Below are 12,985 nucleotides of genomic sequence, written 5' to 3' on the forward strand. Positions count from 1 at the left end.
TCAACTTCTTGGTCGGTGGCCCGTGCGCGTCACGTGGCGGAAACAGGCAAAAACTTCAAGGCCGCCCGGTCCTGCCTGGGCGTCACGCCGAACCGCGCCCGGTACGTGCGGGAGAAGTGCGCCTGCGACACGAACCCGGTGCGCGCGGCGACCTCGGCCAGCGAGATCGGCTCGGCGAGCTTCAGGCGTGCCGCGTCGAGGCGGGCGTTCAGGATCGCCTGCGGGACGCTCTGCCCCGACCTCGCGAACAACCGGGACAGGTGCCGGTCCGAGTACCCGATGGCGGCCGCGATCCGGTGCGCGCACAGCTCCGGTTCGTGCAGGTGCGCGGCGATGAACGCCTGCGCGGCGGCCAGGTCGGCGGTGGGCGTGCGGACGCCCAGCACCGAGTCCAGCAGGCCGGCGGCCGTGCTCTCCAGCCCGTCCCAGTCGGCGGGCCCGCGCAACGCCCCGGTCAGGGCGTTGACCAGCGCGAACGCGTGCGGGTTGTCCCGGAAGCCGAACACCTGCGGCTGCACGGGTCCCCGGCGCGGCGCCTTCAGCACCAGCTCGGTGAGACCGGCGGAGAACTCGCGCCGGAACGGCCGGTCGGCGTCCAGCACCAGCGCCTGACCCGGCACGACGAGGGCGCTGCCACCTCGGTGCTCGAACCGGCTCTCCCCGGCGAGCGAGAAGTAGACGACCACGCCGTCGGCGGGGTGCTCGGCGATCTGCCGGACGTCCCTGTCGACGGCGTGCGGCGACCCGGTCACCCGCGCCACCTGGAGCCTCGGCAGCGTCAGGTTCACCTCGGTGCCCTCGAACGGCCGGTCGGCGGTGACCCGCAGGCCGACCAGGGCGCGGGCGTTGTGCTCCTCCCACCCGGTCAGCCTGCGCGCACCGGGCAGGTCGTGCGTCCGGAACCTCGTCAGGCCGGGCGGGTGCACGAGTGCCATCCGTCCACGGTAACCCGTCCGTCAGACGCGGGCGATGAACTTGATCTCCACCAGCTGCTCCGGGAACGCGAGCCCGGTCGTGCCGACGAGCGTGCTCGCGACCTGCGGGTCCGGCCTGCCGTACGCCTCCTTGCGCACCTCGCCCGCCACCGCGAACGCCGCCGGGACGTCGAGCACGTAGAGGACCTCCTCCACGACGTCGTCGAGCGTGGCCCCGAACCGTTCGAGCAGCTTCGCGGTGTTGACGTAGGTCTGCCGCATCTGCGCCGCCGTCTGCTCGTAGCCCGTCGCGCGGCCGTTCTCGACCGGGGCCGGTGCGACGAGGTCCGCGCCGTCGTGCGACAGCTGGCCGGAGATGTAGATCGTGTCACCGTGCCTGAGCGCCTGCACGTACCCGTAGGCGGATTCCCAAGGCACACCGTGGTTCTGCGTTTCCATGGCGTCGAGCCTCGCGAACGTCGCTTGTGGACACGACCCCGCCGGGTGCCGGAAACCGCAAGGATCGTGACACCCGGAGTACGGTCGGCGGCGTGCTGACCGTCGCGATCCTCGCGCTGCCCGACGTGTACCCGCTCGACCTCAGCATCCCGGCGCACGCGCTCGGGACGCAGCCCGGCTACGCCGTCGAGGTCGTGCCGGCCCTCAAGCCCGCAGACATCGTCGTGGTGCCGGGCTACGAGAACCCGGAGACCGCGCCCGCTCCCGAGCACCTCGACGCCCTGCGCGAGGCCCACGCCCGCGGCTCGCGGATCGCCGCGATCTGCACCGGCACGTTCGCCCTCGCGTTCGCCGGGTTGCTGGACGGCCGTGACGCCACCCACGCACTGGCGCTACCTCGAACCGTTGCGCGCGCTGCGACCATCGGTGAACGTGCTCGCGAACCGGCTCTTCGTCGAGGACGGCACCGTGCTCACGTCAGCGGGTGGGGGAGCGGGCATCGACGCGTGCCTGCACCTGATCCGCGCCGACTTCGGGGCGGCCGCCGCGCACGAGGCGGGCCGCGAGGTCGTCGCCTCCCCGGCCCGCGACGGTGCCGAGCCGCAGTACGTCGACGTGCTGAGCCCCGTCCGCGCCGACCTGAGCGAGGTGCGGTCGTGGGCCATGGCGCACCTCGGCGAGGCGATCACCGTCGACCGGCTGGCGGCGCGCGGCAACCTGGGGCGGCGGACGTTCATCCGGCACTTCGAACGGGAGACCGGCCATCCGCCGATGCGCTGGGTGACGCTGCAACGGGTGCTGAGCGCGCGCCGGCTGCTGGAGACCTCGGACTGGCCGGTGGACCGGATCGCCGCCGCCACCGGGTTCGGCACGGGATCGAACTTCCGCGCGATCTTCCGGCGCGAGGTGGGCACGACGCCGACCGGCTACCGCAAGGCGCACCAGGGAACCACGAGCAGGGACCTCACCAGCCGATGACGCCGAACCTCTCCCCGGCCAGGTAGCCCGCGATCCCCGCCGCCGGGTACCCGATCATGTCCTCCGGCAGGTCCCGCAGCCCGAACCACCGCACCTCGTAACACTTCTCCGGCTCCAGGTTCGCGGGCTCGCCGCTCCACCGCAGCACCTCGAAGTACAACCCGAGCCGCGGCTCCACCCCGAACCCGTTGGCGTGCGAGAGGTGCACGTGCCGCAGGTCGGCGGGATCGATCACCACCCCGACCTCCTCCTTCGCCTCCCGCGCGGCGGCCGCGAGCACCGACTCACCGGCGTCGAGCTTGCCGGACGGCAGGTGCCACCGACCGTCGAACTCCGGGTCGGGATCGCGCCGCCGCGACAGCAGCACCGAGCCGTCGCGGACGAGCAGGACGTGGACATCGATCAGGTGACGGTCCGCCATACCGCCCACCGTAAATGATCTGCGAGAGGCCGCGGTTTTGTGACACTGTCGTGCGATGAACGCCTTCGCGACCCCTGAAGACATCGCACACCGCACACAGGCGGCGACGAACGCCGCCGTGGCGGCCGGTCGCGAACTCGGCCTGGAGATCACCGAGGGCAAGGTCCTCTACGAGCTGTTCTCCGTCGTCGTGCACCTCGCACCGGCGCCGGTCGTGGCCCGCGTCCCGACCGTCCTGCCGCACACCACCACGCTGGAAAGCCTGGCCAGGAGGCAACAGCAGGAGCTGGACGTCGCGCAGTGGCTGCACGACCAGGGCACCCCGGTGATCCCGCCGAGCCCGCTCGTCGAACGCAAACCCGTGCAGCGCGACGGTTTCTCCATCACCTTCTGGCCGTTGACCGGCGAGGACAAGTCGAAGGAACCCGACTACGTCAAGAACGCCGAGCTGTCCGCCGACCTGCACAAGGCGCTGCGCACCTACCCCGGCGAGCTCGACTTCCTGGCCTCCGCCGAACCCCGGTTCGTCCGCGAGGGCCTGGAACGCCTGGAAGGCCTCGGCATCGTCAGCCAGGACGACCTCGCCAGGGCCCGCGCCGAGTGGGCGGTGCTGGAGCCACTGGCGAGCGACGAGGCCGAGTTCCGCAAGCGGTTCCCCGGCGTCGACCTGCAGCCGATCCACGGCGACTCGCCGCCCGCGAACATCTTCGCGAGCACCGACGGCCCGTTGTTCTCCGACTTCGAGCTGGTCACGTACGGCCCGGTCGAGTGGGACCTCGCCGGTCTCGGCCTCGAGTACGAGGCCGCCTACAACCGGGGTGCGGCGCGCAACGGCCTGCGCGAGCTCGACAAGGAGGTGCTCAGGTTCGTCAACGCGATCGGCGCGATCCGGGTGATCGCCTACCTGTCGTGCGCGGACCAGCTGCCCGCCATGGTCGACTTCATGCAGCCGTTCATCGACCAGTGGCGGGACACCGAACGGTACGCGCGGTGACCGCGATCTTCACCACGTCTTTCACCGCTCAGCAGGGCACCTCGTAACACCGGCCCCCGCCCCCCATATGTCCAATATGGAGGGCGGGGGCCGGCGTCACGATGCACCCGCCTGAGGGGCGAAACACGCGGCGAAGGTCAGCGCTCACCGCGCTACGCGTGAGCCGCGGCCCGATCACCCAGCCAGGACACGACTTCCTCGGCGGGCAACGGCTCACTGAGGAAGTACCCCTGCACCACGTCGCAGCCCGCCTCGGCCAGCGCCGTCCAGGTGTCCTGGTCCTCCACGCCCTCCGCGACGGCCTGCAGCCCGAAGTTGCGGGCCAGCGCCACCAGGGCGTGCACGATCGCCGAGTCGCCGGCGTCGGTGCACATGTGCGTGACGAACGACCGGTCGAGCTTCATCTCGTGCACCCGCATGCTGCGCAGGTACGAGATCGACGAGTAACCGGTGCCGAAGTCGTCGATCGAGAGCCGCACGCCCAGCTCCGTCAGGCCGCGCAGCACCTCGACCGCGCGGTCCGGGTCCGAGATGATCGCGGACTCGGTGATCTCCAGCGTCAGCAGGCGCGCCGGCAGGCCGTGCCGCTTGATCAGGTCAGCGACGTCGCCGGGGAACTCGGTGTGGTGCAGGCACGCCGCGCCCACGTTCACCGAAACGGGCACCTCCCAGCCCGCGTCCGACCACGAACGGCACTGCCTCAGCGCGGCGTCGATCACGTACCGGGTGAGCGGCTCGATCAGGCCGTTCTCCTCGGCGATCGGGATGAACTCGTCCGGGCGCACCAGGCCGCGCGTCGGGTGCTGCCAGCGGGCCAGCGCCTCGACCCCGCACACCGCGCCCGTGTTCGCCAGCGCCTTCGGCTGGTAGTGCAGGAACAGCTCGCCGCGGTCGATCGCGTGCCGCAGCTCCGTGACGGCCGTCAGGTGCGCGGCACCGCGTTCGTGCAGGCGTGCGTCGTACACGGCCACACCGGACTTCTCGCGCTTCGCCGCGTACATCGCGATGTCCGCGTGCCGCAGCAGCTCGTGGCCGTCACCGGAGTCCGACGGGCACAGCGCCACGCCGACGCTGCCCGCTATCTCCAGCTCCAGGCCCTCCAGCGTCACCGGCATCGCCAGCGCCTGCAGGATCTTCTCCGCGACCATGCTCGCGTTCTCCGCCGAGCCGACGCCGGGCAGCAGCACCGCGAACTCGTCGCCGCCGAGGCGTGCCACCAGGTCCGTGTCGCGCACGGCCCACGACAGTCGGTTCGCCACCTGGCGCAGCAGCAGGTCGCCGGTGTGGTGGCCGAGGGAGTCGTTGACCTCCTTGAACCTGTCCAGGTCCACGATCAGCAACGCCAGCGGCTCGTCCTTCTTGCGCGCCGTGTCGACGGCCAGTTCCATCCGCCGCGCGAGCAACGCCCGGTTCGCGAGGCCCGTCAGGGTGTCGTGGTGCGCCTCGTGCTCGTTCTTCGCGGCCTGGCGCAGGATCATCCGGCGCTGGCCGAGCAGGATCATGCCGAACAACCCGACCAGGGCCGCGTCCAGCACGAACACCACGATCTGCGCGATCCGCAGCTGCGCGTTCTTGGCGTCGGCCGTGCGCAGGTACTCGTTGGTGTCGAGGCGCTGGACCCCGATCGTCGAGGAGATCTGCCGCTTGAGCGACGAGTGCGCGAGCGAGGCCTGGCTCGCCTGCAACGGGTCGGTGCCGGCGACGACCTGGCGCAGCATGTCGGTGCTCTGGTCGTACAGCGTCAGCAGCCTGCCCGCCTGCTGCGCGTCGGACGGCGAGCCGTTGGCGACCAGCCACTCGAGGTCCGGCCGCGCCGAGCCCACGGAGTTCTGCAGCGGCTGGATCGTCTGCTCGGTCCGCGCCAGCTGGATGTCGCTCAACGCGTTGTCGGCGACGTTGATGTGCTCGAGCACGCGGGCCCAGCGCTCGCTGGTCTCGTTGAGCTCACGCACGTGCGCGGTCGTGGCCTGCGCGCTGATGCTGCTCCACAGCGCCAGCCCGGCCAGGACCAGCAGTCCGAACGTCAGCCCCACCGTCGCCACCCGTGCGGTGGCGCGGCCCTCCCAAAAGCTCACCGTGCCTGCTCCAACGGTCGCACCCAGCTCGCCGGATCCTCGACGAAGCTGTCGATCTGAGGCTGGAAGAAATCCTTGCGGGCCTTCTCCGACTCCTGCCGGTGCAGGATCTGCTCCAGGTTCCCGGTGGTGACCGTGAGCCCGGGCGTCTCGATCCAGCCCTGCGGCAGCGGCTCTCCGCTCTTCGCGTGTCGCGCCAGGAGCCAGCCTGCCACAGCTCCCTTGAGGTAGTGCTCCGGCGAGATGGACGCCACCATCGCGCCGTCCCGCACCGCCTGCAACGTTCTCGGGTCGACCCCGAACCCGCCCACCAGCCACCTCGCCGACTTCTCGGTTCTCAACGCGGCGAGGTTCACGCCGTCGCAGTCGCCGGTACCAACGAACGCGAGGGCGTTCGGATTCGCGGCCACGAGACGTTTCCACGCGTCGCGATTCGCGGCGTCGTCACGTTGCGTGTCGAACGGGCCCAGCACCACTACCCCCGGTAGCTTTTCGGTGAATCGACCCCGGATTCCCTCCGCCCGGTCGTCGAACCCGGCGAGTCCCGGCGCGGTGTTTCCCAGCACCACCGTTCCGGTCGCGTCCGAGGGCAATCGGCGCATCAACTCGTCAGCCAGCTTTTCGCCCAGTTCGTAGTCGTCGTTACCGATGTGGAGTTTCACGCCGGAACTCACGGTGAGGCGGGTGTCCACCCCCACCACCGCGACGTGCTGGGAGAGCGCCTCACCGATGGACGGCGCCATCAGCGCGGGCTCGGACGTGGCCACCGCGATTCCGCCTTTGGCCGCCGCCGTCAAATCCCGGAACAACTCGACTTCCTTGTGCCCGTCCTGCCCGCGAGGGCCGGTGACCGTCGCGCTGACGCCGCCGATCCTGCCGACGCCCTCGTGAAAACCGCTGGTCATCTCCTGCGCGAAGGAACCGCCGGTGCGCTTGACGACGAAACCCACGTGCGGCAGCGCCTGGGAACCGCCTGCGCCACCGCAGCCTGCCAGCAGCACCAGACCCAGCACCAGCGCCGCAGCTCGCATGGATGACCTCGGGCTCGTCACGAGATGGATTGATCTCCAGAGCGGCCGAGCCTACCGGAATGCGGACCGCCGCTCCGACCTCAACCGCGGTGCGGTGGACGAGCATTGGAAGGCCTGCCAATGAGTGGGGCAGCGCGTGGTCCGGGTTGGTTCGGCGGTGCGGGTTCGGTTGTCGAATCGCTCGGTCCCGCTGATTCGTCACGAAATCGCATGGTTACGCTTAGGGTCGTGCACCTCCGGCACAACTTCCGCGTCTATCCGTCTCCCGGTCAGCAGATCGAACTGGCCAGGGCGTTCGGATGCGCGCGTGTGGTGTTCAACGACGGACTGAGGCTGCGACAGCAGGCTTATGAGGCAGGCGAGAAGTACGTCTCGGACAGGGAACTGTCCCGCCGCCTGATCACGGAAGCCAAACGCACAGCCCGACGGGCGTGGCTCGGCGACGTGTCGACCGTGGTGTTGCAGCAAGCGCTGGCCGATCTGAACACGGCGTATCGTCACTTCTTCGCCTCGGTCACGGGCAAGCGCAAGGGCGGAGAAGTCGCTCATCCCCGGTTCCGGTCTCGCAAGGACAACCGGCAGTCCATCCGGTTCACGAAGAACTCGTGCTTCAAGATCCTGGACAACGGACACCTGCGGCTGCCGAAGATCGGCGCCCTGGAAGTCCGCTGGTCGCGGCCTCTGCCCTCAGACCCCTCGTCCGTGACGATCGTCAAAGACGCCGCGGGCCGGTACTTCGCCTCGTTCGTCGTCCAGGCGGCGGACGACGAGACCCTGCCCGCGATCGAATCCGAGGTCGGCATCTATCTGGGCCTGATCCACTTCGTGGTGCTGTCGGACGGCGCGAAGGTCGCCGCTCCGAAGTTCCTGCGCCGGTCGGCCCGCAAGCTCAGGCGCCTCCAACAAGCTCTGTCGCGCAAGACGAGAGGCAGCAACCGTCGCAAGAAGGCCGTGGTCAAGGTGGCCCGCGCCCACGCACGGGTGGCTGACACCCGACGGGACTGGCAGCACAAGCTGTCCACGACGATCATCCGCGACAACCAAGCGGTGTACGTCGAGGACCTGTGCGTCGTCGGTCTGAGCCGGACCAGGCTCGCCACATCGGTGCACGACGCCGGGTGGGCGGCGTTCATCGGCATGCTGGAGTACAAGGCGGCTCGGTACGGGCGCACCTTCGGCCGGGTGGGCCGGTTCTTCCCTTCCACCCGGATGTGCTCGGGTTGCGGGCGTGTCAACGAGAGGTTGGCGCTGGACGTCCGGTCGTGGACCTGCTCCTGCGGAGCGGAGCACGACCGTGACGTCAACGCCGCGAAGAACATCAAGGCCGCCGGGCAGGCGGACTTCAACGACCGTGGAGCGTGCGTAAGACCTGCACTCGTGCCGGCAGCGCGCGGTGAAGCGGTAACCCACCCGGACGCCGGCATAGCGCCCGCCGATACCGGCAAGCGCTTTCACGTCGCGGAACCGATCAGGCGGGTTCGTACCCGAGATTCGGGCGCAGCCACTGCTCGACTTCGGCGAGCGGCTTGCCGTACCGGTTCGCGTAGTCCTCGACCTGGTCGCGGCCGAGGCGCCCGACGGTGAAGTACTTCGCCTCCGGGTGCTGGAAGATCAGGCCGCTCACGCTCGCCGCCGGGTTCATCGCAAACGATTCAGTGAGCCCGATCCCGATTTGCCGTTCCGCGTCCAGCAGGTCGAACAGCTCGCGCTTCACGGTGTGGTCGGGGCAGGCCGGGTAGCCGAGCGCCGGGCGGATGCCGCGGAACTTCTCGGCGTGCAGCTCGGCGAGCTCCGGCTGGGCGTCCGGCTCGAACCAGTCGCGCCGCGCGCGCAGGTGGATCCACTCGGCGAACGCCTCGGCCAGCCGGTCTGCCAGCGCCTTCACCATGATGGCGCGGTAGTCGTCGTTCTGGGCCTCGTACTTCGCGGCCAGCTTCTCCGCGCCGAGGATCGTCACCGCGAACCCGCCGATGTGGTCGCCCTCCGGGGCCACGTAGTCGGAGAGGCACCGGTTCGGGCGCGACAACGGCTTCTGCGTCTGCTGGCGCAGCATCGGGATTCGCACGCCGTTGTCGAGCAGGATGTCGTCGCCGTCGGAATGCGCGGGCCAGTAGCCGTACACGCCCTTCGCCTCGAACAGCTCACCCGCGATGATTTCGTCCAGCAACGCCGTCGCGTCGTCGAACAGTTCGCGCGCGACCGGGTTTTCCAGGATCGCGGGGAACTTGCCCTTGACCTCCCAGGCGAGGAACAGGAACGTCCAGTCGATGAACTCGCGCAGTTCGGTGAGCGTCGGCGTCATCACGCGGGTTCCGGTGAATTCCGGGGTCGGCGTTTCCGAGAAGTCCACCTTCTCCGAGTTCGCGCGCGCGTCTTCTAGCTTGAGCAGCGGAACCGATTTGCGGTTCTCGTGCTGTTCGCGCAACCGGGCCTGTTCGGCGCGGTTCGAGAGGTTCAGGTCGTGCGCGCGCTTGTCGTCCAGCAGGTCGGAGACGACGCCGACGACCCGGGACGCGTCCAGCACGTGGATGACCGGCTCGTCGTAGACCGGGGCGATCTTCACGGCGTTGTGCTGCTTCGAGGTCGTCGCGCCGCCGATCAGCAGCGGCACCTTCATGCCGCGCCGCTGCATCTCCTCGGCGACCGACACCATCTCGTCCAGCGACGGCGTGATCAGCCCGGACAGGCCGATGACGTCGGCGTGCTCCTTGATGGCCGTGTCGAGGATCTTCGCGGCGGGCACCATCACGCCGAGGTCGATCACCTCGTAGTTGTTGCAGCCCAGCACCACGCCGACGATGTTCTTGCCGATGTCGTGGACGTCGCCCTTGACCGTGGCGAGCACGACCTTGCCGTTGCCGCCGGCGGTCGCCTTCGGTTCGGCGTCCATGAACGGCTCCAGGTACGCGACCGCGCGCTTCATCACGCGGGCGCTCTTCACGACCTGGGGCAGGAACATCTTGCCGGCGCCGAACAGGTCGCCGACGACCTTCATGCCGTCCATCAGCGGGCCCTCGATGACGTCGAGGGGCCTCGGCAGCGCCTGGCGGGCCTCCTCGGTGTCGTCCTCGATGAAGTCGACGACGCCGTGCAGGATCGCGTGCTCCAGGCGCTTGGCGACCGGGGCCTCGCGCCACGACAGGTCGACCACGCGCTTCTGGCCGGGGCCCTTGACGGTCTCGGCGTGCGTGACGAGCCGGTCCGTCGCGTCGTCGCGGCGGTCGAAGATGACGTCCTCGACCAGTTCGAGCAGGTCGGCCTTGATGTCCTGGTAGACGACGAGCTGGCCCGCGTTGACGATGCCCATGTCGAGGCCGGCCTTGACGGCGTGGAACAGGAACGCCGAGTGCATGGCCTCGCGGACCACGTCGTTGCCACGGAAGGAGAACGACAGGTTCGAGATGCCGCCGCTGATGCGGACCCCGGGACATCGCTCCTTGATCCGCGGCAGGGCGTCGATGAACGCCTTGGCGTAGCCGTTGTGCTCCTCGATGCCCGTCGCGACCGCCAGCACGTTCGGGTCGAAGATGATGTCCTCGGCCGGGAAGCCGACCTTCTGCGTGAGCAGGTCGTACGCCCGCGCGCAGATCTCGACCTTGCGGTCGGTCGTGTCGGCCTGGCCCGTCTCGTCGAACGCCATCACGACGACACCGGCGCCGTAGTCGCGGATCGTGCGGGCCTGCCGCAGGAACGGCTCCTCGCCCTCCTTGAGGCTGATCGAGTTGACCACGCCCTTGCCCTGCACGCAGCGCAGCCCGGCCTCCAGCACGGACCAGCGGGAGCTGTCGATCATCACCGGGATGCGGGCGATCTCCGGCTCGGTGGCGATGAGGTTGAGGAACGTCGTCATCGCCTGCTCGCCGTCGAGCAGGTCGGCGTCCATGTTGACGTCGAGCAGGTTCGCGCCGCCGCGCACCTGGTCCAGCGCCACGGTGAGGGCGGCGTTGTGGTCGTCGCCCTCGATCAGCCTGCGGAACTTGGCGGAGCCCGTGACGTTGGTGCGCTCGCCGATCATCACGAACCCGGTGTCGGGGCCGATCTCGAACGTCTCCAGGCCGCTGTACCGGGTGGTGTGGCGTCCGTCGGGCACCGAGCGGCTGGTCTCGTCCTTGACGGCCTCGGCGATGGCCTTGATGTGCGCGGGGGAGGTGCCGCAGCAGCCGCCGACGACGTTGACGATGCCGTTGCCCGCGAAGTCCTTCAGCAGGGCCGCGGTCTCGTCCGGCGTCTGGTCGTAGCCGCCGAACGCGTTGGGCAGCCCGGCGTTCGGGTGACAGGCGACGTAGGTGTCCGCGAGCCGCGCGAGGTCCGTGACGTGCGGCCGCATCTCCTCGGCGCCCAGCGAGCAGTTCACGCCGACGACCAGCGGCTTCGCGTGCGCGATCGAGTCCCAGAACGCCTCGACGGTCTGGCCGGACAGCGTGCGGCCGGACAGGTCGACGATCGTGACCGAGATCCACAGCGGCAGCTCGGGCGCCACCTCGCGGGCGGCGGCGATGGCGGCCTTGCAGTTGAGCGTGTCGAAGATCGTCTCGATCAGCAGCAGGTCGACGCCACCCTCGCGGAGCGCGTCGATCTGCTCGACGTAGGTGGCCTTCACCTGCTCGAACGTGACGGCCCGGTACGCGGGGTCCTCGACCTTGGGGGACAGGCTGAGCGTGACGTTGAGCGGTCCGACCGACCCGGCCACGAACCTGCCGCCGAACTCGTCCGCGGCCTGCCGGGCGAGCCTGGCGCCGGCGATGTTCATCTCGCGGACCTTGTGCTCCAGCCCGTAGTCGGCCTGGCCGATCGAGGTGGCGGTGAACGTGTTGGTGGTCGTGATGTCCGCGCCGGCCCGCAGGTACTGCCGATGGACGTCCAGCACCAGGTCGGGGCGGGTGAGGTTCAGCAGGTCCGGGTCACCCGCGACGTCGGGGACGTGGTCGGCGTACTCGGTGCCGTAGTAGTCACCCGGCGCGAGCTTGGCCTGCTGGAACATGGTGCCCCAGGCACCGTCCAGCACGGCGATCCGCTGGTCCAGCAAGGACTTGAGTCCACTCACGCGCGCTCCCGAAAAGTCCGGAAGCGCCCTTGTTCGTGGTGGAACGAATCCGAGCGTGGCAGGCTTGCTGGCCCGTTGCAGCGCTTCTCGGTTTCAACCGCAAGGCTACCAATCTGGACCAAACGTCAGGAAACCGTCTCACTCCATAGGATGGTCGTCGTGACCGGAAAACGCGCGTTGGTGCTGGGTGGCGGTGGTGTCACCGGGATCGCCTGGGAGACCGGGATTCTGCACGGACTGGCCTCCCAGGGGGTCGACCTGTCCTCGGCCGATCTGTTCGTGGGGACCTCGGCGGGGTCCGTGGTGGCCACCGAACTGGCCGGGGGCGGGGTGCTGGCCGACCTGTACGCCGGTCAGCTGTTGCCGCCGGACGGGGAGATCCCGGCTCGGTTGACGTCCTGGATGGTGGTGCGGTACGCGCTTTCCTACGTCCTGCCGGGGACTTCGGCCCAGAAGAGGGCTCGGCTGGGGCGGGCCGCCTTGAAGGCCCGGACGCCGTCCGAGGAGTCCCGGCTCGCGGTGTTCGACTCTCGTCTGTCCATTAAGGACTGGCCGTCGCGTGCGCTCAAGGTCACGGCCGTGGACGCGGTCAGCGGGGAGTTCGTGGCGTTCGACCGGGACAGCGGGGTGCCGCTGGTGAAGGCCGTCGCGTCCAGTTGTGCCGTGCCGCTGGTCTGGCCGCCGGTCAGCGTCAACGGGAGCAGGTACATGGACGGCGGGATGCGGTCTGTGGCCAACGTCGACCTCGCCAAGGGGTACGAGCGGGTCGTGGTCGTGGCGCCGCTGACCCGGGCCGCCAGTGCCGCGGCTTCGCCTGGTGCTCAGGCCGCGAAGCTCGGGGTGCCGTCGATCGTGGTCAGTCCGGATCGGGCCGCGCTGGCCGCCATCGGGTCGAACCTGCTGGACCCCGCCCGGCGGCGGCCTGCTGCCGAGGCCGGGTACGCGCAGGCCGGGACCGTGGTCGAGGCGGTGCGCGAGGTCTGGGGCTGACCGGCCCCCGGTGCCGGAACGTCCGGAACTCGTCCCGGTCCCGATTTGTCCTGGACAAGTGGTTGGTACCTCTTGTCCG

Annotated in this window: 10 protein-coding genes, 1 pseudogene and 1 riboswitch; of the genes and pseudogenes, 5 read left to right on the forward strand and 6 right to left on the reverse strand. The window is 69.6% G+C overall.

Going from position 1 to position 12,985, the window contains the following annotated elements; genetic code table 11:
- Positions 1–29 precede the first annotated feature (29 nt).
- Together ACQEU1_RS43460 and ACQEU1_RS43465 are read right to left on the reverse strand one after the other, a co-directional pair.
- On the reverse strand, positions 30–935 hold the full coding sequence (locus ACQEU1_RS43460; protein WP_433216179.1) for a helix-turn-helix domain-containing protein: 906 nt from the start codon (positions 933–935) through the stop codon (positions 30–32).
- A 21-nt stretch (positions 936–956) separates the two neighbouring features.
- The gene (locus ACQEU1_RS43465) at positions 957–1,373 is read right to left on the reverse strand and encodes a Rid family hydrolase (RefSeq protein WP_433216182.1); all 417 of its coding nucleotides are present in this window, start codon (positions 1,371–1,373) and stop codon (positions 957–959) included.
- Between the two features lie 227 nt (positions 1,374–1,600).
- Here ACQEU1_RS43465 and ACQEU1_RS43470 point away from each other — a divergent pair.
- Positions 1,601–1,720, forward strand: a pseudogene (locus ACQEU1_RS43470) (AraC family transcriptional regulator); the annotation flags it as partial.
- Between the two features lie 22 nt (positions 1,721–1,742).
- The gene (locus tag ACQEU1_RS43475; RefSeq protein ID WP_433216185.1) at positions 1,743–2,351 is read left to right on the forward strand and encodes a GlxA family transcriptional regulator; all 609 of its coding nucleotides are present in this window, start codon (positions 1,743–1,745) and stop codon (positions 2,349–2,351) included.
- On the opposite strand, the gene ACQEU1_RS43480 is transcribed toward ACQEU1_RS43475, so the two are convergent.
- Positions 2,338–2,772 (reverse strand): NUDIX domain-containing protein, encoded by a 435-nt coding sequence (locus ACQEU1_RS43480; protein ID WP_433216188.1) that lies wholly within the window; start codon positions 2,770–2,772, stop codon positions 2,338–2,340. The two genes, ACQEU1_RS43475 and ACQEU1_RS43480, sit on opposite strands and share 14 nt — an antisense overlap.
- Positions 2,773–2,827: 55 nt before the next feature.
- Here ACQEU1_RS43480 and ACQEU1_RS43485 point away from each other — a divergent pair, with 55 nt between their 5' ends.
- Entirely contained in the window at positions 2,828–3,766 is a 939-nt protein-coding gene (locus ACQEU1_RS43485) for a phosphotransferase (protein ID WP_433216191.1), read from the forward strand.
- A gap of 152 nt (positions 3,767–3,918) precedes the next feature.
- Here ACQEU1_RS43485 and ACQEU1_RS43490 read toward each other — a convergent pair whose 3' ends face one another.
- Positions 3,919–5,841 (reverse strand): putative bifunctional diguanylate cyclase/phosphodiesterase, encoded by a 1,923-nt coding sequence (locus ACQEU1_RS43490; RefSeq protein ID WP_433216194.1) that lies wholly within the window; start codon positions 5,839–5,841, stop codon positions 3,919–3,921.
- Entirely contained in the window at positions 5,838–6,872 is a 1,035-nt protein-coding gene (locus ACQEU1_RS43495) for a sugar ABC transporter substrate-binding protein (RefSeq protein ID WP_433216197.1), read from the reverse strand. Before ACQEU1_RS43495 ends, ACQEU1_RS43490 begins: the two co-directional genes overlap by 4 nt.
- A 120-nt stretch (positions 6,873–6,992) precedes the next feature.
- Between ACQEU1_RS43495 and ACQEU1_RS43500 the strand changes: the two genes are divergently transcribed.
- Positions 6,993–8,456, forward strand: coding sequence for an RNA-guided endonuclease InsQ/TnpB family protein (locus ACQEU1_RS43500; protein ID WP_433216200.1), 1,464 nt, complete (start codon positions 6,993–6,995; stop codon positions 8,454–8,456).
- Here ACQEU1_RS43500 and metH read toward each other — a convergent pair.
- On the reverse strand, positions 8,341–11,916 hold the full coding sequence (gene metH / locus ACQEU1_RS43505) for a methionine synthase (protein ID WP_433216203.1): 3,576 nt from the start codon (positions 11,914–11,916) through the stop codon (positions 8,341–8,343). The two genes, ACQEU1_RS43500 and metH, sit on opposite strands and share 116 nt — an antisense overlap.
- 14 nt (positions 11,917–11,930) lie before the next feature.
- Positions 11,931–12,011, reverse strand: a riboswitch (S-adenosyl-L-homocysteine riboswitch).
- A 64-nt stretch (positions 12,012–12,075) separates the two neighbouring features.
- Between metH and ACQEU1_RS43510 the strand changes: the two genes are divergently transcribed.
- Complete coding sequence (locus ACQEU1_RS43510) at positions 12,076–12,906, forward strand: patatin-like phospholipase family protein (RefSeq protein WP_433216206.1); 831 nt, start codon at positions 12,076–12,078, stop codon at positions 12,904–12,906.
- Positions 12,907–12,985: the final 79 nt, after the last annotated feature.

This window comes from Lentzea sp. CA-135723 (assembly GCF_050936595.1).
GTDB lineage: Bacteria > Actinomycetota > Actinomycetes > Mycobacteriales > Pseudonocardiaceae > Lentzea.

Bases quoted from the DNA above. Each gene is read 5' to 3' on its own strand.
- ACQEU1_RS43495 (WP_433216197.1), bottom strand. From the start codon at position 6,872: ATGCGAGCTGCGGCGCTGGTGCTGGGTCTGGTGCTGCTGGCAGGCTGC.
- ACQEU1_RS43465 (WP_433216182.1), bottom strand. From the start codon at position 1,373: ATGGAAACGCAGAACCACGGTGTGCCTTGGGAATCCGCCTACGGGTAC.
- ACQEU1_RS43485 (WP_433216191.1), top strand. From the start codon at position 2,828: ATGAACGCCTTCGCGACCCCTGAAGACATCGCACACCGCACACAGGCG.
- ACQEU1_RS43460 (WP_433216179.1), bottom strand. From the start codon at position 935: ATGGCACTCGTGCACCCGCCCGGCCTGACGAGGTTCCGGACGCACGAC.
- ACQEU1_RS43500 (WP_433216200.1), top strand. From the start codon at position 6,993: ATGAGTGGGGCAGCGCGTGGTCCGGGTTGGTTCGGCGGTGCGGGTTCG.
- ACQEU1_RS43480 (WP_433216188.1), bottom strand. From the start codon at position 2,772: ATGGCGGACCGTCACCTGATCGATGTCCACGTCCTGCTCGTCCGCGAC.